At 67.1% G+C, this 24451-nt stretch carries 21 protein-coding genes and 1 tRNA gene; 12 read left to right on the top strand and 10 right to left on the bottom strand.

What is annotated here, in order from left to right; translation table 11 throughout:
• The first annotated feature begins 23 nt into the window (after positions 1–23).
• The 5 genes from nuoL to ACOQFL_RS04140 all read left to right on the top strand — a co-directional run bounded on the left by nuoL (position 24) and on the right by ACOQFL_RS04140 (position 7966).
• A complete protein-coding gene (gene nuoL, locus ACOQFL_RS04160) occupies positions 24–1994 on the top strand; it encodes an NADH-quinone oxidoreductase subunit L (RefSeq protein WP_435542924.1) in 1971 nt (656 codons plus the stop codon).
• Positions 1995–2046: 52 nt separating this feature from the next.
• The gene (locus ACOQFL_RS04155; protein ID WP_435542732.1) at positions 2047–3645 is read left to right on the top strand and encodes an NADH-quinone oxidoreductase subunit M; all 1599 of its coding nucleotides are present in this window, start codon (positions 2047–2049) and stop codon (positions 3643–3645) included.
• Between the two features lie 71 nt (positions 3646–3716).
• Positions 3717–5276, top strand: a complete 1560-nt coding sequence (gene nuoN, locus ACOQFL_RS04150) for an NADH-quinone oxidoreductase subunit NuoN (RefSeq protein WP_435542923.1) — start codon at positions 3717–3719, stop codon at positions 5274–5276.
• A 158-nt stretch (positions 5277–5434) separates the two neighbouring features.
• A complete protein-coding gene (locus tag ACOQFL_RS04145; RefSeq protein ID WP_435542922.1) occupies positions 5435–6361 on the top strand; it encodes a polyprenyl synthetase family protein in 927 nt (308 codons plus the stop codon).
• A 90-nt stretch (positions 6362–6451) separates the two neighbouring features.
• Positions 6452–7966, top strand: coding sequence for a sunset domain-containing protein (locus tag ACOQFL_RS04140; RefSeq protein ID WP_435542731.1), 1515 nt, complete (start codon positions 6452–6454; stop codon positions 7964–7966).
• Between the two features lie 582 nt (positions 7967–8548).
• Here ACOQFL_RS04140 and ACOQFL_RS04135 read toward each other — a convergent pair.
• Positions 8549–8989 (bottom strand): Lrp/AsnC family transcriptional regulator, encoded by a 441-nt coding sequence (locus tag ACOQFL_RS04135; protein ID WP_165400710.1) that lies wholly within the window; start codon positions 8987–8989, stop codon positions 8549–8551.
• Between the two features lie 74 nt (positions 8990–9063).
• Between ACOQFL_RS04135 and ddaH the strand changes: the two genes are divergently transcribed.
• Positions 9064–9933 (top strand): dimethylargininase, encoded by an 870-nt coding sequence (gene ddaH / locus ACOQFL_RS04130; protein ID WP_435542730.1) that lies wholly within the window; start codon positions 9064–9066, stop codon positions 9931–9933.
• A 137-nt stretch (positions 9934–10070) separates the two neighbouring features.
• On the opposite strand, the gene ACOQFL_RS04125 is transcribed toward ddaH, so the two are convergent.
• Positions 10071–10955 (bottom strand): YceI family protein, encoded by an 885-nt coding sequence (locus tag ACOQFL_RS04125; protein WP_435542729.1) that lies wholly within the window; start codon positions 10953–10955, stop codon positions 10071–10073.
• Between the two features lie 487 nt (positions 10956–11442).
• On the opposite strand from ACOQFL_RS04125, the gene htpX reads away from it, so the two are divergent.
• Positions 11443–12318, top strand: coding sequence for a zinc metalloprotease HtpX (htpX, locus tag ACOQFL_RS04120; RefSeq protein WP_435542728.1), 876 nt, complete (start codon positions 11443–11445; stop codon positions 12316–12318).
• A gap of 352 nt (positions 12319–12670) precedes the next feature.
• On the opposite strand, the gene rfbA is transcribed toward htpX, so the two are convergent.
• Positions 12671–13570, bottom strand: a complete 900-nt coding sequence (gene rfbA / locus ACOQFL_RS04115; protein WP_435542727.1) for a glucose-1-phosphate thymidylyltransferase RfbA — start codon at positions 13568–13570, stop codon at positions 12671–12673.
• Between the two features lie 77 nt (positions 13571–13647).
• Positions 13648–14139 carry a YajQ family cyclic di-GMP-binding protein gene (locus ACOQFL_RS04110; protein WP_435542726.1) on the bottom strand — a complete coding sequence of 164 codons (492 nt, stop codon included), beginning with the start codon at positions 14137–14139 and terminating at the stop codon, positions 13648–13650.
• Positions 14140–14258: 119 nt separating this feature from the next.
• Between ACOQFL_RS04110 and ACOQFL_RS04105 the strand changes: the two genes are divergently transcribed.
• A tRNA-Tyr gene (locus ACOQFL_RS04105) sits at positions 14259–14339 on the top strand.
• 188 nt (positions 14340–14527) lie between these two features.
• On the opposite strand, the gene ACOQFL_RS04100 is transcribed toward ACOQFL_RS04105, so the two are convergent.
• Both ACOQFL_RS04100 and ACOQFL_RS04095 read right to left on the bottom strand, forming a co-directional pair.
• Positions 14528–15451, bottom strand: coding sequence for a zinc-binding dehydrogenase (locus ACOQFL_RS04100; RefSeq protein WP_435542725.1), 924 nt, complete (start codon positions 15449–15451; stop codon positions 14528–14530).
• Positions 15388–16944, bottom strand: a complete 1557-nt coding sequence (locus tag ACOQFL_RS04095; protein ID WP_435542724.1) for a DHA2 family efflux MFS transporter permease subunit — start codon at positions 16942–16944, stop codon at positions 15388–15390. Before ACOQFL_RS04095 ends, ACOQFL_RS04100 begins: the two co-directional genes overlap by 64 nt.
• A 54-nt stretch (positions 16945–16998) precedes the next feature.
• On the opposite strand from ACOQFL_RS04095, the gene ACOQFL_RS04090 reads away from it, so the two are divergent.
• The 3 genes from ACOQFL_RS04090 (at position 16999) to ACOQFL_RS04080 (ending at position 18184) form a co-directional block, all read left to right on the top strand.
• Entirely contained in the window at positions 16999–17487 is a 489-nt protein-coding gene (locus tag ACOQFL_RS04090; protein WP_435542723.1) for a MarR family winged helix-turn-helix transcriptional regulator, read from the top strand.
• Between the two features lie 188 nt (positions 17488–17675).
• Positions 17676–17927, top strand: coding sequence for a type II toxin-antitoxin system Phd/YefM family antitoxin (locus tag ACOQFL_RS04085; RefSeq protein WP_435542722.1), 252 nt, complete (start codon positions 17676–17678; stop codon positions 17925–17927).
• The gene (locus ACOQFL_RS04080) at positions 17924–18184 is read left to right on the top strand and encodes a Txe/YoeB family addiction module toxin (protein WP_435542721.1); all 261 of its coding nucleotides are present in this window, start codon (positions 17924–17926) and stop codon (positions 18182–18184) included. The genes ACOQFL_RS04085 and ACOQFL_RS04080 overlap by 4 nt, the downstream gene beginning before the upstream one ends.
• A 169-nt stretch (positions 18185–18353) precedes the next feature.
• On the opposite strand, the gene ACOQFL_RS04075 is transcribed toward ACOQFL_RS04080, so the two are convergent.
• Positions 18354–19118 carry a GNAT family N-acetyltransferase gene (locus ACOQFL_RS04075; RefSeq protein WP_435542720.1) on the bottom strand — a complete coding sequence of 255 codons (765 nt, stop codon included), beginning with the start codon at positions 19116–19118 and terminating at the stop codon, positions 18354–18356.
• Positions 19119–19169: 51 nt separating this feature from the next.
• On the bottom strand, positions 19170–20582 hold the full coding sequence (locus ACOQFL_RS04070; protein ID WP_435542719.1) for a pentapeptide repeat-containing protein: 1413 nt from the start codon (positions 20580–20582) through the stop codon (positions 19170–19172).
• A 201-nt stretch (positions 20583–20783) separates the two neighbouring features.
• Here ACOQFL_RS04070 and ACOQFL_RS04065 point away from each other — a divergent pair, with 201 nt between their 5' ends.
• Positions 20784–21701 carry a haloalkane dehalogenase gene (locus tag ACOQFL_RS04065; protein ID WP_435542718.1) on the top strand — a complete coding sequence of 306 codons (918 nt, stop codon included), beginning with the start codon at positions 20784–20786 and terminating at the stop codon, positions 21699–21701.
• A 221-nt stretch (positions 21702–21922) separates the two neighbouring features.
• Here the strand turns inward: ACOQFL_RS04065 and ACOQFL_RS04060 are convergent, their stop codons facing one another.
• On the bottom strand, positions 21923–23533 hold the full coding sequence (locus ACOQFL_RS04060; RefSeq protein WP_435542717.1) for a monocarboxylic acid transporter: 1611 nt from the start codon (positions 23531–23533) through the stop codon (positions 21923–21925).
• The gene (locus ACOQFL_RS04055) at positions 23530–23949 is read right to left on the bottom strand and encodes a DUF485 domain-containing protein (protein ID WP_435542716.1); all 420 of its coding nucleotides are present in this window, start codon (positions 23947–23949) and stop codon (positions 23530–23532) included. Before ACOQFL_RS04055 ends, ACOQFL_RS04060 begins: the two co-directional genes overlap by 4 nt.
• Positions 23950–24451: the final 502 nt, after the last annotated feature.

Here is a 24451-nt window from a genome sequence, read left to right as displayed (position 1 = left end):
TGGAAGACGGCGTGACAACCTCCATGCTGGCCGCTCCGGAGCCGGTACAGGCCGCTCAGGGAGCGATTCAGAACAATGCGTGGCTGATCATCGCGATTCCGTTGCTCGGTGCCGCGGTGCTGCTGTTGGCGGGCAGACGCGCCAACGGGTGGGGACACCTGCTGGGCTGTGCCACGGTGATCGCCTCCTTCGGCTACGCCCTGGCGCTGTTCACCTCCGTGGGAGGAGCGGAACAGGCCGCGCGTTCGCTGCACCTGTTCTCCTGGATCCCCGTCAACTCCCTGCAGGTCGACTTCGGGCTGCGCATCGACCCGCTGTCGCTGGTCTTCGTGCTGCTGATCACTGGGGTCGGCGCGCTGATCCACATCTACTCGATCGGCTACATGGCCCACGACCAGCAGGGGCGCACCGGGCGGGGCAACACCGAGCGGCGCCGCTTCTTCGGGTACCTGAACCTGTTCGTGGCGGCGATGCTGATCCTGGTGCTCGGCAACAGCTTCGTGACCCTCTACCTCGGCTGGGAAGGCGTCGGGCTGGCCTCCTATCTGCTCATCGGCTTCTGGCAGCAGCGCCCCAGCGCCGCGGGGGCGGCCACCAAGGCCTTCGTGATGAACCGGGTCGGCGACGTCGGACTGGCGCTGGCGATCTTCCTGCTGTACGCCAGGCTCGGAACCACCCAGTACTCCGAGGTCTTCGCCCGCGCCGGGGAGCTCTCCACCGGAACGGTGCTGGCCATCTCGTTGTTGCTGCTACTGGGAGCCTGCGGCAAGTCCGGCCAGGTGCCGCTGCAGGCGTGGCTGCCCGACGCCATGGAGGGCCCCACCCCGGTCTCGGCGCTGATCCACGCGGCCACCATGGTCACCGCGGGGGTCTACCTGATCGCGCGGGCCAATCCGCTCTACACCATGACCGAGACCGGACAGCTGGTGGTCGCGCTCGTCGGGGCGGTCACGCTGCTGGTCGGCTGCGTGATCGGCTGCGCCTACGACGACATCAAGAAGGTGCTGGCGTACTCCACGGTCAGCCAGATCGGCTACATGATGCTCGCCGTCGGGCTGGGCCCCGCCGGGTACGCACTGGGAATCATGCACCTGCTCACGCACGGTTTCTTCAAGGCGGGACTGTTCCTCGGTGCGGGCTCGGTGATGCACGGCATGCGCGACGAGGTCGACATGCGCAAGTTCGGCGGACTCTACCGCTACATGCCGATCACCTTCGCGACCTTCGCGCTAGGCTACCTGGCGCTGATCGGTTTCCCGTTCCTGTCCGGCTACTACTCCAAGGAAGCCATCATCGCGGCGGCCTTCGGCGCGCCCGGTTGGCAGGGTTGGGTACTCGGCGGTGCGGCGGTACTCGGTGCCGGGCTCACCGCCTTCTACATGACCCGCCTGATGCTGCTGACCTTCTTCGGGGAACGGCGCTGGCAACACCGGACCGCCGCCGACGGCGGGGAGTTCCACCCGCACGAGTCGCCACCGGTGATGACCGGCCCCATGATCGTGCTCGCCGTCGGCTCGGTGGCAGCGGGTTTCCTGTTCACCAGCGGCGAGCGGTTGGTGCACTTCCTCAGCCCCGCACTGGGTGAGCTCCACGAGGGACACGCGGTGCTGCCGCACTCGGTGATCCCGGTGTTCACGCTCGGGTTCTCCGCGCTCGGTGTGTTGGCTGCCTGGCTGCTCGTGGGGCGCCGTCCCGTTCCCGAAACCGCGCCGTCCCGGGTTTCGCCGCTGGTGCGTGCGGCCCGTGCCGACCTCTACGGCAACGCGCTGAACCGCGCGGTGGCGGTGCGGCCGACCGTGGGACTGGCCGACGGGCTGGCACGGTTCGACCGGGCCGGTGTCGACGGCACGGTCAACGGGGTCGCCACGACCCTCGGCGCCGCCTCGCAGGTGCTGCGGCGTTGGCAGACCGGCTTCGTCCGGTCCTACGCGATGTCCATGTTGGTCGGCGGCGTCCTGTTGGTGGCCGCCCTGCTCTCGGTGGGAACCCCATGACGACGGCCCGCTGTGCGAATTCCCGCGAAATAGCCGGAGAAGGGGAGACGCGATGAACCTGCTCCTCGCGCTGATTCTGTTGCCGCTGCTCGGCGCGATCGTCGTGGCGCTGCTGCGCGGCAACGAACGCGCGGCCAAACCGGTAGCCCTGGGCTTCTCGCTGGTCGAACTGGTGCTCGCGGCGGTGGCCTGGCTGAGTTACCAGCCCGGTGGGGCCAGGCTGCAGCTGGGCGGCTCCGTCGAGTGGATCCCGCAGTACGGCATAAGCCTCTCGTTCGGGCTGGACGGCATCGCGCTCGTCATGGTCGCGGTGATCGCGCTGCTGATGCCGGTGGTGCTGGGATTCAGCTGGCGGGAACGGCTTCCCGCCGAGCGCACTCGGGGTGGCTTCTTCGCGCTGCTGCTCGTCGAGCAGGCACTGACCGTGGCGGTGTTCGCCACCACCGACCTGTTCGTGTTCTACGTGCTGTTCGAGATCATGCTGATCCCGATGTACTTCCTGATCGGCGGCTACGGCGGCAGCAGGCGGCAGTACGCGGCCGTGAAGTTCTTCCTGTACTCCTTCCTCGGTGGACTGATCATGCTGGCCTCGGCCATCGGGGCCTACTCCTACGCGGCGAGCGCCACCGGGCGGGGAACCTTCGACTGGGCCACGCTGCGCGGAGTGCTCGCCGACGCGCCGACCTCGGTGCAGGTGTGGATCTTCCTCGGTTTCTTCACCGCGTTCGCGATCAAGGCACCGCTGGTTCCGCTGCACACCTGGTTGCCCGACGCCACCGAACAGGCCCCCATCGGGGTGGCGGTGATCGTGGTGGGAGTGCTGGACAAGGTGGGCACCTTCGGATTCCTGCGCTACAGCCTCCCGCTGGCTCCCGAGGCGTCCCAACTGCTGGCACCGTTGGTGCTGACGCTGGGAGTGATCGGCGTGCTGTACGGCTCGCTGCAGGCGTTCGGGCAGACCGACCTCAAACGGTTCATCGCCTACGTCTCGATCGCCCACTTCGGATTCATCGCGCTGGGAATCTTCGCGTTCACCTCGCAGGCGCAGGTGGGCGCGGCTTCCTACATGGTCAATCACAGCATCGCCACCGGGATGCTCGTGCTGGTGATCGGGATGATCATCGCGCGTGGCGGTTCCAGCAGGATCGCCGACTACGGCGGTATGGCCCGAGTTACCCCGGTGCTGGCCGGGATGCTGCTGATAGCCGGACTGAGCACCCTGTCGCTGCCGGGAACCAACTCGTTCATCAGCGAGTTCCTCGTGCTGATCGGTTCCTTCACCACCCGGCCGGTGTTCGCGATACTCGCCACCGTCGGGATGGTGCTGGCGGCGGTCTACGTACTCCGCCTCTACCAGCGGGTGATGCAGGGACCGCTCTCGGGGACCGCCCTGCTCGACTCGGTCGGCGGCCCGGGAGCCGCGACCGATCCGGAGGTCGCGGGGGGCAGCGGCTCCGGACCCGGGGCCAGTCGGCTCGCCCTCCGCGATCTCGACGGCAGAGAGATCGGTGTCCTGGCTCCGCTCGTGGTGCTGATCGTCCTGCTGGGGCTGTACCCCGCCCCGGTGCTGGACGTGATCACCCCCTCGGTGGAAGCAACTATGAGCGAGGTCGGCGTCACCGATCCCGTGACCTCTCAGGGAGGTAACTGAAAGTGGGAGTGGTAGCGCGAACCGGTGCCCCGGACCGGCATTCCGAACTGCTGGCCCAGCAGCCCACCGACATGCCGACGATCGACTACGCCGCCATCGCGCCGGTGCTGATCGTGCTGGTCGCGGCGTGTCTCGGTGTGCTGATCGAGGCTTTCGTACACCGGCGACAGCGTTGGGCCGCGCAGGTGGTGCTGAGCCTGCTAACGGTGATCCTCGCGGGTGCGCAGGTGATCCGGCACGCGAGGGAGATCAACACCGGCGGCACCACCCTCTCGGACACGGTCGCCGTGGGGCCGGCGACCCTCTTCCTGTGGGGAACGCTGCTCGCCTTGGCCTTGGGGGCGATCCTGCTGATCGCCGACCGTTCGATCGAACCCGGCGGTGCGTTCGTCGCCGAGACCAATTCCGAGGCGTCACGACACCCCGCCGACGCGCCGGGTGCGGCCTCCGCCGAGGTGATGAATCGCGCCACCGCCTCGGTGGCCGGGATGCGCACCGAGGTTTTCCCGCTCACGCTGTTCTCCCTCGGCGGGATGATGGTGTTCTGCGCGGCCAACGATCTGCTGACGATGTTCGTCGCGCTCGAAGTGCTGAGCCTGCCGCTCTACCTGCTGTGCGGGCTGGCCAAGCGGCGCAGGCTGCTCTCGCAGGAAGCGGCGGTCAAGTACTTCCTGCTGGGCGCCTTCGCCTCCGCGTTCTTCCTGTACGGGCTGGCCCTGCTCTACGGCTACGCGGGTTCGGTGAAGTTCTCCGACATCGCCGACGCCACGGCGGGAAGCCTGCGCTCGGACACACTGCTGTTCGCGGGCCTCGGTCTGGTGATCATGGGGCTGTTGTTCAAGGGTTCGGTGGGGCCGTTCCACCTCTGGACCCCCGACGTCTACCACGGTGCCCCCACCGCGGTGACCGGCTTCATGGCGGCGTGCACCAAGGTGGCCGCCTTCGGCGGGATGCTGCGCCTGCTGCACGTCGCCTTCGGCGCCTCCAGCTGGGAGTGGCACTGGGTGCTGTGGACCGTGGCGGTGCTGTCGATGGTCATCGGGGTGGTTTCCGGGCTGACGCAACGGGACCTCAAACGCATGATCGCCTACTCCTCGATCGCGCATGCGGGATTTCTCATGGTCGGGGCGATCACGCTGACCGAGCGTGGCCTGTCCGCGACGCTGTTCTACCTGCTCGCCTACGGGTTCACCACGCTGGCCGTGTTCGGCGTCATCGGCTTGGTCCGCACCTCGGAGGGTGAGGCAACTCACCTGTCGGACTGGGCGGGGTTGGCCAAGCGCTCGCCGCTGCTGGCCACGGTGTTCACGTTCCTGCTGCTCGCGTTGGCCGGTATTCCCGCGACCAGCGGTTTCATGGGCAAGTTCGTGGTGTTCTCCGCCGCGTTCTCGGCAGGTATGGGACCGCTGGTGGTCATAGCGCTGCTGGCCAGCGCGCTGGCCGCCTTCCTGTATCTGCGCGTGATCGTGCTGATGTTCTTCAACGATCCGGCGCCCAACGGGCCCACCGTCAGCGTGCCCGGGGCTTTCACCACCGCGGCCATCACGCTCGGGGTGGTTGTCACGTTGCTGTTCGGGCTGGCTCCGATGCTGGCGCTGGACTGGGCGAGTGTCGGTGGCTTCGTGTCGTAAGGTGTCCCTCGCAGGGCATTTCCGGGGGAGACGAAGGCGACGGTGACGTGACCAGCCCAGTTGGTGAGCCGACCGGCGGTGTCCCGTGGGAGACGGGCACCGCGGTCGGTGGTTTCGACATTGCCGATCCACAGCTCGCCGAATCGGTGCGGGCCGGGATGACGCGGGTGGAACGACTGCTGCACGAAGCGGTGCACAGCGATCTGGACTTCGCCACCCGCGCGTCCCTGCATCTCGTCGAGGCAGGTGGCAAGAGGTTCCGGCCGCTGTTCACGCTGTTGGCCGCCGAATTCGGCGAACCGGAGCGGGAAGCGGTGACCAAGGCGGCCGTGATCCTCGAAATGGTCCACCTGGCCACGCTCTACCACGACGACGTGATGGACGAGGCCACCATGCGGCGCGGCGCGACCAGCGCCAACGCCAGGTGGGACAACTCGGTCGCCATTCTGACCGGTGACTTCCTGTTCGCGCAGGCGTCCCAGCTGGCGGCCGATCTGGGCAGCGACGCGGTCCGCATGCTGGCTCGTACCTTCGAATCCCTGGTTACCGGCCAGATGCGCGAGACCGTCGGTGTCGAGGGCGGCGAGGATCTCGTGGCGCACTACCTTGAGGTGATCGACGAGAAGACCGGCTCGCTGATCGCCACCTGCGGCAGGTTCGGTGCCCTGTTCTCGGGCGCGCCGCAGGAGCAGATCAGTGCGCTGGAACGGGTGGGGAAGATCGTCGGCACCGCCTTCCAGATCTCGGACGACATCATCGACATCGCCTCGCCACCGGACGAGTCCGGCAAGACGCCCGGTACCGATCTCCGCGAGGGAGTTCGTACACTGCCGATGCTCTACGAGTTGACCGCTTCCGACTCGGACACACGGTTACGTGAGCTGCTTTCGGGATCACTGACGGCTGATGCCGAAGTGCAGGAGGCGTTGCGACGGTTGCGTGACTCGTCCGGGTTGGTTCGTGCCCGTCGAACCCTCGATACTTACGCTGAACAGGCGAGGGCCGAGCTCGCCCGACTGCCGGACTGTCCGGCACGGCAGGGGCTGTTCGCGTTGGTCGACTACGTCGTGGCCCGCACCCGATGAGGTGTCCCGGCGTGTCGTTCGCCACCGTGCCGGTGTCGGTCGTGGTCGCACTCGTCGACGGTTGACTTCGCGAGAGAAAGGACCGCAGCGGTGACGTGGCTGTTTACCCAGGTGTGGCTGTGGAGCCTGGCCGCGTTCGCGGCAGGTGTGGCGGCCACCTGGCTGCTGTTCGTGCGGCCCGCTCACCAGCGGCTGCGTGAGTTGCGGGACCACTCGTCCGCCGCGGGCGACATCCCGCTGTGGGACTCCGAATCGGTCCCGGACAGCGAGTTCCACCGTTATTCCGAGTTCGACCGGGACACCGGGGGGACCCGCGACACCGCGGTCCAGCCGGTTCCGGAGGACGGGACAGTGCGCGACCGTGTCCCGGAGTCCGGCGCCGAAGCCACCGCGCGGTACCCCGAGCCCTCCGAAGCGGGCGCCCCCTCCGAAGCGGGCGCCCCCTCCGAAGCGGGCGCCCCCTCCGAAGCGGGCGCCCCTTCCGACGCGAGCGCCGTCGAATGGCCGACCGAGCACGTGCCCCGGCCGCTGGGAAGCCAACGAGCGCGCTGGATGGAAGCCGCCTCCGAGGACTTCGGCGGCTCCGTCTTCGCGGCCGCACCCGCGCCGGAGGGTGCGAGTACCTCCGCGACGGGTGAATGGCAGCCCGTTCAGGAGACACCGTACGGTTCCGACACCGCCTCCTTCGACGAGTCCGAGCTGCGGCTGGAGCGGGAACGCGAGCTGCGCGAAGAACATCCGCGCAGGCAACCTCCCGAAACGGCCCCCGCACCGGGCGGCGCCGATTGGTCCGCGACGCCCACCGCACCGGCCGAGGTGAGCCACGGGGCGGAGTTCTCCGGTCCCGCCGGGGACCACACGTGGTTCTCGGCCGCCGAGTTCGACATGTACGACACCGACAACATCGCATCGGAGACCGCCCCGCGCCAGTTCGGCGGTGGCGGTTCCGAGCGTTCCGGTTCGGGCGCGGAACCGGGCGAACCCGACCAGGGAGCGGCAGCCGGTGGCTATTCCGATGCACCTTCCGAAGGAGAACTCACCGGTAGGCTGCGCTCCCTGTTCGAGCCGATGGTGACGCCCGGAATCGATCCCGACCGCAGCGGTGCCGAACTGCCGGACAGCTCGGCCTCGCCGGTGACCGACGGTGCGGGGTCCGCCCCGAATCCCGAGGAGACCGCGGGCGGTACCGGACCCCCTGACTCCGAGTCGGGAGGTACCTCGGGTGTCGAGGAGACCCCGGAGGGACTTCCCAGAAGAGTCCCCGGCGCCAACACCCGGGGCGGTGGTCCCGCCGCCAACGCCCACTCCGCGTTCAGTGGAAACGTCCTCGGCGACCCGGCGTCGGGAAGATCTTCGGACGCGACGGCCGGTGAGTCCGACACCACCTCCGGGCACGAACCGCAGGAGTGGTACCCCGACGAGAGGTATCCGGAACGGCCGAGGCCGGACGAGAGCTACACGGTCAAGGGGCAGTTCGGCTCGCGGCGGTACCACACCGCCGAGTCGCCCTATTTCGATCGGGTGGTCGCGGAGGTTTGGTTCCGCGGCCCGGCTGATGCCGAGCAGGCCGGTTTCGTCGCCTGGGACGGCCGCTCGCGCTCCTGAACGGGCTTGTTCCCGGCGGCAAGGCGGCCGGGCAGTCCCCCTTCAACGTGGCGGTGTCAATTTCTCGCGAAATCGCCGGAACGATGCCGCTGTGTGGCCCCTTGGCCGTCAATTTCTCGCGAAATCGCCGCGCCGCTACGACGCAGTGCCGAACCCCGACCACTCCCGCAGGGCGAACCCCGACCACCCTCGCCACTGGCACCGCCGCGGGTTCTCCGGTGCGGCGTCAATTTCTCGCGAAATTGACGCCGCTGCACCGGGACCGTCCGTCGAGAAGTGCCCGTGCGGGTCGCAGCGCAGGTGTCCCCGGTGCGTGAGTCGGATGCATCGCAAGGCCGAGCCGCTCGCCGCGTAGGTCGCTACTCAACCACTGCTCCGAGGCCGATCCGCTCGATTCCTCGGCGCGTGAGCGCCGAACCGCTACTCACGCAGCAGGACCGACCGCGGGTTCTCCGGGGCGGCTCTCGCGAGGACGGCCCCGACGTTGTGTAGGTCGCTACCCGATGTCGGGGGACCCACAGCGAGAGCCGTGCCAGAGGTTCCGCAACGGCACCAACTATGCCCCGCACGCCGAGCACAGTTCTACGCCTGGGGTGGTCTGTCTAGTAACCGGGAGAGCACCACGGTGGAAACCGTTCGGTTGATGAACTCGACAGCACGCAGCCGTTCCAGCGCGGTCTCGAGGTGATGGATGTCGGCCGCGCGCAGGTGCACGATCGCGTCCGCCTCCCCGGAGACGGTGTAGGCGCGAACCACCTCCGGCAGTGGTTCCAGCCCCGCGAGCAGCCGGTCGGTGGGCACGTTGCCGTGGCAGTGCACTTCCACGAAGGCCTCGGTCCCCCAACCGAGTGCCTCCGGATCCACCACGGCGGTGAAGCCCTGCAGCACGCCGTTGTCCAGCAGTTTGTCCACACGTCGTTTCACGGCGGGCGCGGAGAGTCCCACCGCTTCGCCGATCTCCGCGTAACTGGCCCTGGCGTCGGTGACCAGTTGCGAAACGATTCGTTGATCCAGGGGGTCCATGTGCAACATTCTGCCGTATTCACCGCAATGAAGGTGCATTGAATGCCGCAAAAGCAGGAATTAGATTAAGTAATATGTCGGTGTCCACTGTCGCAGCGCCCGATCCGGTTCAACGGCCCGACACGGCCGAGAATGTACCGACGAGACGTCACTACGTGATGTGTCCTCCGGAACACTTCACGGTGGAGTACTCCATCAACCCGTGGATGAACCCGGACGAGCCCGTCGACACCGAACTGGCGATGTCGCAGTGGCGGGAACTCGCGGGCATCTACCGGCGACTCGGCCACACCGTCGATACCGTGCCGCCGCAGCCGGGACTGCCCGACATGGTCTTCTCCGCGAACTCCGCCACGGTGATCGGTGGCCGAGTGCTCGGTGCCCGGTTCAGGTCACCCGAGCGCGCCCCCGAGGCCGAGCACTTCCGGCGGTGGTTCTCCACGAGCGGCTACCGTGACCTGGTGATGCCCTCCCGGATCAACGAGGCCGAGGGGGACTTCGCCTGGACCGGGCAGCTGCTGCTGGCGGGCAGCGGTTTCCGAACCGATCCGCAGGCCCACGCCGAGGCACAGGAGGTGCTCGGTGTCCCGGTCGTATCGCTGCGGCTCACCGATCCCCGCTACTACCACCTGGACACCGCGCTGTTCGTCCTCCGCAAGGGTGATCGACCCCAGGTCGCCTACTATCCCGAGGCGTTCTCCGAGGGGTCGCGACAGGTACTGCGCAGGCTCTTCCCCGACGCGGTGATCGCCGACTCCGCCGACGCGGAGTGCCTCGGACTCAACGGCGTCTCCGACGGCAGGAACGTCGTGCTGCCCAGCGAGGCCACCGGTCTCGCCGAACGACTGCGCGCGCACGGCTACGAGCCGTTGCTCACCGACATCTCGGAGCTGCGCAAGTCGGGTGGTGGCCCCAAGTGCTGCACCATGGAGCTACACGAGTAGCCACCGCGGTGGCGGCCGATCCGTCCCTCGGCACCCGGCGGCAGAGCGGGGGCCGGGTCGGTGCCCGACGCGCGTTGTCCGACTCGGCGCTGGACGGTGACCGAGCGGGCACGCGAGATCCGTCAGGACCTCCCGGGTCACTCCTCCAGCACAGCCTGCACGTCCAGCTCGATCCGCACCGTCGGGCCGACCACTCCGATCCCCTTGCTCAACAGCTGCTGCCAGTTGACCGCGTAGTCCTCCCTGCGCAGTTCCGTGGTGGAGTGGCACGCCGTTCGGGTGCCGTTCCAGGAGCGCGTTCCCAGGTAGGTGGTGTCCAGCTGCACGGGGCTGCTCCTGCCGCGCAGCGTCAGCTGGCCACCGACCGCCCAGCGGTCACCGCGCAGCTGGGTCAACCTGTCGCTGCGGAAGTACAACCTCGGGTGGTTCGCCACGTCCAGAAAGTCCGCGGAGCGCAGATGGTCGTCACGCATGCGTACCCCGGTGTCGATGCTGGACGCGTCGATGGCGACCTCGACCACGGACTTCTCGAACGGTTCCCGGACGGTGACGCGTCCCTCCAACTCGCGGAAGGCTCCGTGAATCTTCGACATGCCTATGTGCTGCGCGATGAACCGGATCTCGGTGTGGTCCGGATCAAACGTCCAGACACCGGGCTCGGGGAGTGAACTCTCCGGGTCCCGCTCCAACCGCACCGAGCCGATCGCGGTGTGCCGGTTGGTGCGAACCTCGGCCCTGGTGCCCGTGCGTTGGTAGCCACCCGCGGTGATCGAGACCTTGTGGGTTCCCGGCTGCACCGTCGCGAGGAAGAAGCCGTAACCGTCGGTGGTTCCGCTGGCCACCTGCTGATTCAGTCGGTTCACCACTGTCACGGTGGCCTCCGGGAGCGGGCGGTCGGCTTCGTCGTGTATCTGACAGCTCAGCGTCCCGCCATCCAGCGGGGTGGGAGGCAGAGCGTTGCTGGCGCCTTCCCGGCCGGGTTTGCGCGCGGCACCACGGCCGAGCAGTTTCGACAAGACCAATCCGAATCCTCTCCGCCGCCTCCCGGATTCCGGTGGCGGCAGTACGCCCCTGAGCTCGTCCTCCGACTGCGGGACCGGACGAGCGGCCTCGTCCCTCCCACTGTCTCGTCCGGCGGGGGAGTGCGGCGGACGGGCTCCGCCGCTTAGCCACCACAGCAGCCGGTTGGACAACGTTCCACCGCTGGGCGCGGCCTCGCGTGTCGGTACGGGCCGAGCGCGTGAGTCGTTTACAAGTGTTCCACAGTTTAGTTTCTTCGCGAGAGAAAGTTGATCGGTGGGGCCATGAGCTCGATCTCCACCGATACTGTGACGTGTTCGGCGTGGCGTGTTAAGGAACTGGCGATCCTCGCGCGACGTTGTCCGAGTGAGTTCTTCCCGGGGCGCCCGGCCGGCGTGAATCGCCGCTCACCGTGCGTGCTTCCCGGTCACCGCCGAAGGTGATCGGCCCCGGAAACTGGTCCGGAAACCGGGCGGAGGCGGGAGTACCTTGCACAGGCATTGGAACGGAGTAAAAACGGCGCTCTTGCTCGGTGCCATGAGCGCACTCATCGTGTTGCTCGGGTCGCTGTTCGGGCGGTCCGGCATGGTCGTGGCGCTGTTGATCGCGCTCGGAATGAACGGCTACGCGTACTTCAACTCGGCCAACCTCGCGTTGCGGTCGATGCGTGCGAGACCGGTTTCCGAGGCGGAGCAGCCCGCGATGTACCGCATCGTGCGTGAACTCGCCACCTCCGCGAAGCAGCCGATGCCCGCGCTCTACATCAGTCCCACCGTGGCGCCCAACGCGTTCGCGACGGGGCGCAACCCCCGTAACGCCGCCGTCTGCGCCACCGCAGGGATCCTGGAACTGCTCGACGAGCGGGAACTGCGCGCCGTGCTGGGGCACGAGCTGTCGCACGTCTACAACCGCGACATCCTGATATCCAGCGTCGCGGGTGCGCTGGCCAGTGCGGTCACCTTCATCGCGAACTTCGGGATGATCTTCGCCAGCTTCGGTGGGGACGACGAGGAACGCCCCAACCTGATCGCGCTGTTGCTGGTGTCGCTGCTCGGGCCGGTCGCGGCAGCCGTGGTCCAGATGGCGGTGAGCCGCTCCCGCGAGTACCAGGCGGACTCCTCGGGAGCCGAGCTGACGGGGGATCCGCTTGCCCTGGCATCGGCGCTGCGCAAACTCGAACGGGGGACCAAACAGGCCCCGCTGGCGGCCGAACCGAAGCTGGTCAGTGAATCCCACCTGATGATCGCCAACCCGTTCCGCTCCGGGGAGCGGATGACGAAGTTGTTCTCCACCCACCCGCCCATCGCCGACCGGGTTCGGCGGCTGGAAGGACTGGCAGGGCGCAAGCTCCCCACCCATTATTAAGAGTGCGCAGCAACACTCGTGTGCGTGGCCGGTTAGCCGGCACGTGAGTCGGCGCCTTGCTGTGTTGGGCCGGCTCTTGAGTAGCGACTACGCGGCGAGCGGCCCGGCCTTGCAATGCATCCGACTCACGCACCGGGGAAACCCGCGCTGCGTGGCCTCGGGAGATGGATTCCGTGGCCCGGTGGGGTGGTCGGGCTGCGTGAGTGGCGGGAGCTCGGCATCACATCGCCGCACTGGCCCGGCGATTTCGTGGGAAATTGACGCCGCCGGGGCCGCGCCGCCCTACCTACCCGGCGATTTCGTGGGAAATTGACGGACGTCCGGAAACCGACGTCGTCGAGACGGCTCGGTCTCATTCGGTCCTGGCGTCCAGCTCCCGCCCGGCAATGGCTTCGGCGATCTCCATGACGTACTGGCCGTAACCGGACTTGGACAGCCGTCGCCCCAACTCGTGACACTCCTCGGGTGTGATGTATCCCATGCGCAGTGCGATCTCCTCCAGGCAGGCGATGCGCACTCCTTGGCGGTGTTCCAGCACCTGCACGAACTGACCGGCATCCAGCAGCGACTCGTGCGTGCCCGTGTCCAGCCAGGCGTAACCGCGATTCAGCTCGATCAGGTGCGCACGGCCCTGCTCGAGGTACGTCGTGTTGATGTCGGTGATTTCCAGCTCACCACGACTGGAGGGGCGCAGCTTGCGCGCTATGTCGACCACCTCGTTGTCGTAGAGGTATAGGCCGGTTATCGCCTTGTTGGAGCGGGGCGCGGCGGGTTTCTCCTCCAACGAGACCAGCCTGCCCTCGCCGTCGGTCTCGCCGACGCCGTAGCGTTGCGGATCGCGCACCGAGTAGCCGAACAGCGTGCAGCCCTTCAGCTCGGAGGTGCTGCGTTGCAGCAGTTTCGAGAAGCCCTGACCGTAGAAGATGTTGTCGCCGAGTACGAGCGCCACCGAGTCGTCGCCGATGAAGTCCGCGCCGATCAGGAAGGCCTCGGCCAGCCCGTTGGGCTCGCTCTGGGTCGCGTACTCGATGCGCAGCCCGAGGCTGCTGCCGTCACCGAACAGGCGACGGAACAGCGGCAGGTCCTCGGGTGTGGAGATCAGCAGGATGTCGCGGATCCCGGCCAGCATCAGCACCGAGAGCGGGTAGTACACCATCGGCTTGTCGTAGACCGGGAGGAGCTGCTTGGACACCACCTGGGTGACCGGGTGCAGCCGCGTACCGTTGCCCCCGGCCAACACGATTCCCTTCACCGAGCTCTCTCCCGTCGACGGCTAGCAGTACTGTGCGAGCGGCGACGTCCCGTGCCCGACGACGTCGCCCACGTCCCTCAACGGTAGTTCTCGAACTGCAGCGCCACGTCGAAGTCGCTGCTTTTCAGCAGCGAGATCACTGCCTGCAGGTCGTCCTTCTTCTTGGCCGAGACCCGCAACTGGTCGCCCTGGATCTGCGCCTGCACCCCCTTGGGGGCCTCGTCGCGGATCTTCTTGGAGATCTTCTTGGCCGTTTCCTGCGCGATCCCCTGCTTGAGGCTGCCGGAGACCCGGTGCACCTGACCGGAACTGACCGGTTCGCCCAATTCGACCGCCTTCAGCGAGATGCCCCGCTTGACCAGTTTCTCCTTGAAGACCTCGACCGCTGCTTTGCAGCGCTCCTCGGTCTCGGACTCCAGGGTCACGGCCTCCTCTCCGGACCAACTGATCTTCGTGCCGGTTCCCCTGAAGTCGAAGCGGTTCGCGAGCTCCTTGGCAGCCTGGTTGAGTGCGTTGTCCACCTCCTGCCGGTCGACCTTGCTCACTACGTCGAACGACGGGTCCGCCATGTCGGAAACTCCTCACGTGGGCTGTTGTGGTGAGCGAATAGGCTACCCGGACCCCCTTACACGAGCGCGGGTGCCGGTATGTAAGATTTTGGTACAAGCCAACAGCGGATGGCTGATGAGCCGGGTTGCCCGAGCGGCCAAAGGGAGCTGACTGTAAATCAGCCGCGCAAGCTTCAGAGGTTCGAATCCTCTACCCGGCACAACTGGGAAACCCGCCCCCTGACCTGTACAAACAGGACAGGGGGCGGGTTTCGTTTGTACCCGGTTGCGCCCGAAACTCCCCGAGCCCTCCGGCCAATGGCTGACCACGACCTCAGCCCGAGGATCGGTCTACGCGTGCTCCCCCGAGTCTCGTGCTCCTCGTCGTCGGAGGCGGGAAGTTCTCTGATCACGGGATGAGTAGGGTCTTTCCGATCACGGTGCGGGCGGTGATGTCGGAGTGAGCTCGCGCGGCAGCCTCGAGGGGGTAGGTCTGCCCGATGGTGGCTCGCAGGCTCTTCGTTGACCCCAGGGCAAGGGCTTCCTCGACGAGGCCGTAGAGGCTGCCGGGGGTACCGCCGATCGCGTCTAGGCCGATGCGGGTGATCCCGCGCGAGGTGGCCTTTTCGTCAGGGCTTGCCCAGGTGCCGCTGGCGGCTCCGTGCGCGACGTATCTTCCACCTCGTCGTACCAGCGGGTGAAGGGCGTCGGCAGTGGTGCCACCGACGCCGTCGAACACGACATCAACTCCGGAGGGTGCGGCCTCCCGCAGTGCCGATGCCCATTCGGGGGCGCGGTAATTTACCCCGGTGCCGGCGCCGAGACCGCGCGCGTGTTCCACCTTCGAGGCGGAGCCGGCGAGTGCGATCACGCGGGCGCCTGCGGTGGCGGCGAGCTGGACGAGAAGACCGCCGACTCCCCCCGCGGCAGCGGTGACCACCACGACGTCACCGTGTTCGATTTTCGCTGCGGCGTGGAGTCCTACGGCGGTGCGTCCGTCGGCGAGCAAGGTGGCCGCTTCCCGTGCCCCCAGGGTCTCGGGAACCCGGTGCAGGTCGGACACTCGGGCCACAGCCTGGTCGGCGTAACCACCGGTGCCGCCGGTGGAGGTCACGACCAGGGCGTTCTTCCATGCGGGGTCGACGTCCTCTCCGAGCGCATCGACGTACCCACTGACACCGTTGCCTAGTACGGCCGGGAACTCGATCCGGGGGCCGATCGAGGTTCCGGAGCGTATCTGGGTGTCGATGAAGGTGATCGCGGCGACCTCTACGGCGATTCGGACCTGTCCGGGTCCGGGGACGGGGTCGGGCAGCGTGGTCGGTCGGAGCACCTCGGGTCCCCCGGGTTGGTCGACGACGATGGCGCGCACGTGTCATGTCCTTTCGTGGGGTGCGAAGGATGGTCGGAGGTGACTGGACGGGCAGGTAGGAGGACAGCGGAGATGAGAGTCGCCGTCGCGAAGGTGGCGGCCCACCAGAACGTGTGTGAGAACCCCGCGGCGGCATCGCTGTCGGCGAGGTTCGAATTGGTGAGGTTCAGTTGCAGAATGATCGCCATCACGGTGGTTCCGAGAGCCGCGCCGAGTCGTTGCACGACGTTCAGCAGGCTGGTGGCGTGCGTGACAGAGGGTGGAGGGACGTCGCGGTAGGCAGCACTTGAGACAGCGACGCCGGTCGCGCCGAAGCCGCCCCCAAGCAGCAGTAGGTATAGGGAGAGCTTGGGCGTGGTGGCGGAGGCGCCGGTCGCCGCGAGTCCTGTCGTACCGGCTATGGACATGAGGGTTCCGAGGACGCCGAGAAGTCGCGGGCCAAGCCGGTGGGCCCACCGTCCGGCGAAGTACAGCGCGGCCATGGTGCCCAGTCCCTGTGGTGCGAGCAGTAGTCCGACATCGCCCACCTCGACCTCATGGACCCGCTGATAGAACAGTGGCAACAGGATCAGGCTGCCGTAGAGCGAGAAGCCGAACTGCAACATCATCAAGGTCGCGACGCCGAAGGTCCGTTGTCGGAGCAGTTTGACGTTGAGCAGGGCTTGTTGGCCGAGGCGCCGGGCGTGGAACCAGAATGCGCCCACGAGGGCGGCTCCCACACCCAGCATCACCGGTGCCGGTGCGGGTGCCGTCGTCTGCTCGGTGATCGCCGTGCACCCCCACAGGATGGCCACGGTGGCCGGGAACAGGAGTATCAGCCCGCCGCGGTCCAGCCGGGCCGGTGTGCGCGGGTCGTCATCGGTGAGGTGGCGGTGGGCGGCGACGAGAGCCAGCAGGCATATCGGGATGTTGACGAGGAAGATCCACCGCCACCCCGCGGTTGCCAGTAGCATCCCCCCGAGGACCGGCCCGAGGATCGGCGCCAGTTGGCCGGGGATTCCGACATAGCCCATGACGCGGCCAACCCGGTGGGGACCTGCCGCACGGGCGAGGATCGCCTGTACGAGCGGCAGAATCAGGCCTCCACCGAGCCCCTGCACGATCCGGAACGCGATGAGCGTCCCGATCGACCATGCCACCGAACACAGAACCGAGCCGAGTAGGAAGACCCCCACCGCGCCCAGCCAGACCCGTCGGCACCCCCATCGGTCGGTCAACCAGCCCATCGTCGTGATCACCGCGACCATCGCCAACACGTAACCGGTGGTGACCCATTGGGTCGTGGCTACCGAGGTGTCGAAGTCCTGGGAGAGACCGTCGATGGCGACGCCGATGATGGTGGTGTCCAGTAGCGCCACACTCGCGCCCACGAGGAGCACGCCCATGATCCGTCGCAGTTGCGGGTCGATCCCCTCCGAGTTCGGAGGGCCGGGCGCGAGCCGAAAAGTTGGCATGCCAACGATCGTAGTTAATTGCTGGCGTGCCAACAAACCCAATAGGCTGTCCCAGTGGTGCACTCCTCCCAGCAGCGGTCCGCTCCGGAAGCCGAACCTCGACGTCACGTCGGTACCAGCATCGACGGCGCGCCCGTTGGTTCACTGCTCCTTCAGGTCACCCGCGCACACGCCCGGGTCGGCACCGCGCTCCTTCAGGAAGCAGGCGTGGCCTCGCCGCACGAAATCGTCCTGCTGTACCTCGATGAGCATGGTCCGGTTCCACAGACAGAACTCGTCCACTACCTGGGGCGGGATCGCTCGACCGTCACGGCCACGTTGCAGGCGATGGAACGGGCCGACCTGGTGACCCGCACCTCCTCCCCAACCGACAAGCGGGCGACGACCGTCGTGCTGACGGACCACGGCCGTGAAACCGTTCCCAGGGCGCGCGCCGCCTGGGCCGAACTTGAACGACGCACCACCAGTCCACTGAGCGCCGACCAGAAGAACGCGCTGCTGGAGGCGATGACTCTGATTCGCGACGCCCTCAACCAGAGCTAGCGACAGGTGAACAGACCGGCGGTGCCTACTACGCCGCGACGCCTATCCGATCCTGGGTGAACAACAACTCGTCAGTAGCACGACGTGCATGCTGTGTCCGCCCCCCACTCGGCCGCGCCGGGCAATTCCAACAGTTGCGCCCTCTCTCGTTAGCGACGTACAATTTTTTGTACGTAAGGAGGTGGGTTATGAAGACCATGTCGTACTCGGAATCGCGGGCGCGCTATGCCGAGACGCTCGACAGCGTCACCGATGACCGGGAGGAGGTGGTCATCACTCGGGCCGGCCACGAACCGGTGGTCATGGTCGCTCTCGACGACTACGAATCGCTGCGCGAGACCGCGTACCTGCTCAAGAGCCCCGAGAACGCCCGCCGGCTGTTGGGGTCCATCGACCGGCTGGAAAGCGGTAACGGCATCGTGCGGGACTTGGACGAGTGAAGCTTGTCTGGGACGAGGCTGCCTGGGACGACTATGTCTGGTGGCAGACTCAGGACCGCAAGATCCTCAAACGCATCAACACACTGATCAAGGACATCCAGCGCAACGGGAACGAAGGCATCGGCAAGCCCGAACCCCTCAAGTACGGATTCCAGGGGTACTGGTCCCGGCGGATCACCGACGAGCATCGGCTCGTGTACAAAATCAGCGACGACGAGCTTCGCATCGCCGCCTGCCGATACCACTACGGCAGCTGAGACCTGTCCGTGACCCGTGAAGACGGAGCAAGAGGCGGTTTCTTCGTTTCCGACCGCGGTCGGGCCACTGTGCTCGATATTCGCCTACAGGGAAGGCGCCCGGAATTCATGCCATCGAACAGTTGGTGAACACGCGCCGGGCTCCCGCACGACCGGTGCTGGCGCGAGATCAGCCCGTTCGGGACGGTATCGTGGGTAGTTCCCGGTAGTGGTAGCTGGACCTAGTAACGAAACCCAACCGCTCGTAGAGCCCAAGCGCGGCGGTGTTGTCGGCAGTGACCTGCAGCCAGGTGTACTTCACCCCGCGCTCGGCGGCCCGTTCCAGCAGGCCGCGAAGGATCGCGCTCGCGTGGCCGCGACGTCGCGCGTCGGGCCGGGTGGCCAGGCAGTACACCCCTGCCCAGGAACCGACCAGGGCCAGTCGTCCCACCGCCGAGATACCGTCTCCGTCGTGGCTCGCCGCGTACAGTCCCGCGACGCCGGTCAGGATGTCGTGGGCGACCGCTCGCGACTCGGGACCACCCCGGCCGTCCACTTCCCACCACAGATCCATCCAGGCCGTGTCCGGCCAGTGCCGCACGCGGATGTCGGCCTCGGACTCGGGAAGTCGGTGCAGCACGTCCTCGATCGTCGCGACCTGAACGGCCGTGGGAGTTCGGAGCTCGTATCCCCGCCGAGCCAGCACCGAGTCCAGCTCGGATGGTCGTGCGGCGGGGCCGATCTGGAAGGCGACCGGGAGTCCGCGCGAGCGGTAGAACTCCTCGACTCGCGCGACCGCCCGCTCCGTATCGGATGGTGCCCGGAGCGGCAGGATCGAGTTGGCCCGCCGTGTCACTCCGCCGGAGAGCCGCGCGAGCCAACCGCCGACCGTTGCCTCCCAACTCGCGGGCCATCCCCGTCGCATGAGTTCGTCCAACTGGTCGGCTGAGATCACGGCTCAAGCATAGCGATGCAGCGTGGTGCATATCCACATGTTTCGCTGTGCTCAGTCCTGCATTCGGCGGATCGTTTCCCGAGGGTCCGAATCGGATGGTTCGTCGACTGCCCAGGGAGGTGGCTCCTGCTGGACGTCGCGCTCGTGGTCTCCCCACTCGTTGTCCCGTTTTTCCCACCCATCCGGCCGGCTTAGCCTGCCGGCGCGCGGAGCCCCACCGCCTTGCCGCGGAGTATCCCTCACCGAGGGGGCGTAACCGGGTTGCGCGTAGCCGGGCAGTGGTGGAGCTCCGGGGCCCTGCTGATGAGCCCACCTGGGAGGCGGTGGCGGAGCTCCCTGCGGCGGTTGCGGGTCCCACTGCGGCGGCCGCGGAGCCGACATTCCGTAGGTCTTCCCCTGCACCCGAGTGCCGCTGAACGAACGGCTTCCCCGGAACACGCCACCCGCCAGACTCAGCCACTCGTGGAACACCGCCCGGTCGAAGTCGGCCGCCGCGTGGAACTCCGTGCGATCCAGCCGCACGAACTGCCGGAATGTGGCATCGGCGAACCATGCCTCGTGCTGGAACACCGTCTCTCTGGCGCGAACCTGCCCGGTGAACTCGGCCCGGTCGAAGGTCGCGGGACCCAGAAACCGCGCGCGATCCAGCCGCACGTGGCGCACCCGGCAGTCCACCATGTTCCAGTCCTGCAGCGTCGCGGTCGTCAGATCGAGGTCGATCTCGGGCCAGAACTTCGGATCGCGCGGCTCCCGGTTCGCATCCGGATCCGGTCGGAGATGCGACCAGATCAGCCGCTGCGCGGTACGCCTGACCTGCTCCTCCTGCTGCTGCTGTTCCTGTTCGTCGACCGCCTCGAACCCGTCGATCGGCACGAGCAGTGAGGGCTGCGCGCTGCTCAGCCGCCTCGTGGGTGGGCGCAACCCCAGCCGTTGGGCCCGGTTCGTTCGCGATGTCCCGCCCGTCGTCCCGGCCTCCTCGGCCTCGACGGGTGTGAACGGCATCCGCAGGTAGGCGCAGAACAGGTCGACCACCGTCTGGCGGTGCGCGGGATTGTGCTGTCCCAGGCGTTCCAGTGCGTAGAGCGCCGCCAGCCGTACCGGTGCCTTGTCCGAGCCGAGCTGTTCCGCCGCCGTCGCGTACAGCTCGGTGACCCGCCGCTCGGTGGCGTCGTGTCTGGCGTCGGCCGCCGCCCGCTCCTTCTGATCGAGCGAGAGCTCCGTGGCCCGCTGCCTGCGTGCGGCCAGCAGCAGCGCCACGCCACCGCCGGTGCCCAGCACGATGCTGCCCGCGACCTTGACGGCCTCCAGCCTGGCCTTGTCCCGGTCGGTGCCGCCGCCGAACGACTCCAGCAGCAGCCACATCGACAGGCCCGCCACCAGCAGCAGCACGAGCGCGCCCACCCAGATCGTCCAGCCGGGCATGACCGGAGTGCGAGGTGCCCTCGTATCTGTCTCGCCGGACATTGTGATCGGGGACTCCCTTGCTGGTGTTTTCCGAAGCCCGGAACAGCCGGGTGGTGGGATCGGCCCGAGGTATCCGCAGACTAGCACCGGGCTTCCACGGCGGGTGCCGAATCGAAAGCGTCGCGTGAATACCATTCTCGGGGGCAGCGGAGCGGATCGGTTTCGTGGACGCCGTCACGAACCCGGTTGTAGCGTCACCGCATGCGTGTACTGAGCACGCCCGAAGAGCACTTCGAGGCGATACCCGGGTTCCGGCACTCCCCGCACCACGTCGAGCTGTCCGATCAGGACGGCGGGACGCTCCGCATGGCCTACGTCGCGGTCGGTCCGGAGGACGGTCCGACGGTGCTGCTGCTGCACGGGGAACCGAGCTGGTCCTTCCTCTACCGCGACGTCATGTCGGTACTGGCGGAGGCGGGCATCAGGGCCGTAGCACCCGACCTCGTCGGTTTCGGACGTTCGGACAAGCCGTCCGAGATCACTGATCACAGCTACGCGCGGCACGTCGAGTGGGTGCGCCAGTTCGCCTTCGACGCGCTCGACCTGCGAGAGATCACCCTGGTGGGGCAGGACTGGGGCGGTCTGCTGGGGCTGCGGCTGCTCGCGGAGCACCCGGAGAGGTTCTCGGGCGCCGTCGCGGCCAACACCGGCATGCCCACCGGCGATCACGACATGCCCGAGGTGTGGTGGCGGTTCCGCAGGACCGTGGAGCGGGCGGAAACCCTCGACGTCGGGCGACTGGTCGCGGGCGGATGTGCCCGGCCGATGTCGCCGGAAGTACGCGCCGCCTATGACGCGCCGTTCCCCGACGAGTCCTACAAGGCCGGACCGCGTGCCATGCCGGGCCTGGTGCCGACTTCCCCGGACGATCCGGCCACCGAGGCGAACCGTGCCGCGTGGCGAGCGCTGGCCGCGAACGAGACGCCCGTGCTGACCGCGTTCGGCGACAGTGATCCGATCACCGCGTCCATGGGGCCGGTGCTGCGTAAACTGCTGCCGGGTGCGGCCGGACAGCGGCACGCGACCATCGTCGAGGCCGGTCACTTCCTTCAGGAGGACGCGGGGGCCGAACTGGGCCGCGTGGTGGCTGAGTTCGTGCGCCGTCCGAACCGAACGTAGGCGGGGCCGAAAGACTCGGAACCGAGGGAACCGGAACCGAGAGAACCGGAACCGAACGCGAGCGCTGCGGTTGCGGCGCCTGTGCTCTCGTGCGGACGGCCCGGCGGGGGACGCGGATCGCTGTCCGATGTCGGGCCGTCCGGAAGCGGGAGCGGCCGGGAGGTTCCGCCGAGCGACCCCCGCGGAAACCGCGTCGACGAGATCCCGCCGACCACGACTCGTCAGTACACCACGTCCCGCGAACCGATACCGGTCAGCGACCGCACCTTCATCGCCTCGAAGTCCTCCGGATCGGCGGAACGCGGCCGTACGAGGGTGCCGATGACGCCGCACAGGAACGACATCGGGATGGAGACGAGCCCGGGGTTGTTCAGCGGGAAGAAACTGAAGTCCACCGAGGGGAAGATGGAGTCGGCGGATCCGGAGAACACGGGAGAGAACAGCATGAGCAGCAGGCAGGAGCCGAGCCCGCCGTACATCCCCCACAGGGTTCCGCTGGTGTTGAACCGTTTCCAGAACAGCGTGAACACCAGAGTGGACAGGTTCGCGGAGGCGGCGATCGCGAAGGCCAGTCCCACCAGGAAGGCGATGTTCTGCCCGTTGACGAGGATGCCACCCAGGATGGCCGCGAAGCCTATGACCATCGCGGTGATGCGAGCCACTCTGACCTCGGAGTCCGGATCGGCCTTACCGCCGCGCATCACGTTGGCGTAGAAGTCGTGCGCGAACGAGGCCGAGGCCGTCAGGGTCAGGCCCGCGACCACGGCGAGGATGGTCGCGAAGGCGACCGCGGAGATCACACCGAGCAGTACGGTCCCGCCGATCTCGTAGGCGAGTAACGGAGCGGCGGAGTTCTCGCCGCCCGGCGCGTTGTTGATGGTCTCGGTGCCCACCAGTGCCGCGGCGCCGAACCCGATCACCAGCGTGCAGAGGTAGAACAGCGACATCAACCAGGTGGCCCACACGACCGATCGACGTGCTTCCCGCGAGTTCGGCACCGTGTAGAACCGCATCAGCACGTGGGGTAGTCCGGCCACACCGAGCACCAGGGCCATCGACAGCGATACGAAGTCCAGCTTCGTCAGCGTGCTTTCACCGTACTGGGCACCCGGGGCGAACATGCCTTCACCGAGCGGGTTGTTCGCCGCGGCGCTCTGCATCAGGCTGCTGAAGTTGAAACCGAACTTACCCAGCAGGAAAAGTGTTATCAGTGAGACCGAGAGCAGCAGCATGACCGCTTTCAGTATCTGCACCCAGGTGGTGCCCTTCATGCCGCCGATGAGCACGTAGAAGACCATGACCATGCCGACCACGGCGATCACCAGGGCCTGGCCCGTACCGCTGCGTATGTCCAGCAGCAGGGCCACCAGATCGCCCGCGCCCGCCATCTGCGCGACCATGTAGGCGATCGTGATGAACAGGGTGGACACGGCGGCCGCGGCGCGTACCGGACGTCGGCGCATCCGGAAACTGAGCACGTCGCCCATGGTGAACCGACCGGTGTTGCGCAGTCGCTCGGCGACCAGCAGCAAATTCACCAGCCAGGCCACGAGAAAGCCGATCGAGTAGAGGAAGCCGTCGTAGCCGTGTACCGCGATGGCGCCCGCGATGCCGAGGAACGAGGCAGCGGACAGGAAGTCGCCGGAAAGCGCGATTCCGTTCTGCGCACCGGAGAAGGTGCCGCCCGCCGCGAAGTAGTCGCTGGTGTTCCTGCTGCTGCTGGCCCGGTAGGCGATCAGCAGCGTGAGCAGAATCAACCCGGCGAACACGCTGATGTTGACGACGGGACTGGTGTCATCGAGCGGGGACTGCTGTTGCGCCAGTGTGTTCACCGCTGACCACCACCGGCGGTCTCGCGCAGCTTGTCCACCTCGGGATCCACCCGCCGCTCCGCGAACTTGACGTAGAGCGTGGTGATCAGGAGCGTGGAAACGAACTGCCCGACTCCGAACAGCAGGCCGGCATTGATGTTGCCGAAGACCGGTTCGGCCATGAAGTCCGGTGCGTAGGCAGCCAGTAGTACGTACCCGAGATACAGGGCGAGAAACAACACGGTCATCGGCAGCACGAAGCGCTTCAGCCGTGCACGCAGTTCACCGAATTCCGCCGATCCCGCAATTCCGGCGAAATCGGGGCCGGTTTTTCCGCCGAGTGCCGCGCTTTTCTCGATACCGCCGAAGGAAGCGTGTGTTTTCTCGCTTCGCTCCCCGTACCGAGCGCGCAGTGGTGGTGGCGTCGTGTTGCTCATGCGCCCTTCTTCCGAAGTCGGTGAACTGTGTCGGTGGGGTTGTGCCGATTCGGTGTGTTCGGCGCGACCACGTCGACAGTCGACGCGAATCGCGACGCCTCCCGGCCGTGGTGTCGGCCCGCCGGAGCCTGTCCGGTCAGCGCAACATACTACGTCCTCGTTCCCGCTATCGGGGGAATCCTGTTGCTTCCCCGGTCGTAGTCGGACGCATGTACAGTCCGGACTTCGGGGCATGGCCGAGGGGATGTCGCTCTGGCGTGCCGCAGCTCATGGGCCATTACCGATGAGTACCACAGTGGCTCGTCCGCGTTGCGCCTGTCCCGGTTTTCACAGTCGCTCGAACAGGCTAGGGTATTAAGGTTCGACACCTTGTGCGAACTTTCTCCGTCCTTCGTGTGTCACGCTGTGGGGCAAGCCTAAAACATGATCTTGTATGTACCCGGATGGCCTGTTCAGGTGGGTGGGGTGGAAAACTCGCCCCGCGATCGGTACCTTGTCCGCT

The organism is Actinopolyspora sabaoui, from assembly GCF_051225635.1.
GTDB lineage: Bacteria > Actinomycetota > Actinomycetes > Mycobacteriales > Pseudonocardiaceae > Actinopolyspora.
This window is presented reverse-complemented; position numbering and strand designations above follow the sequence as displayed.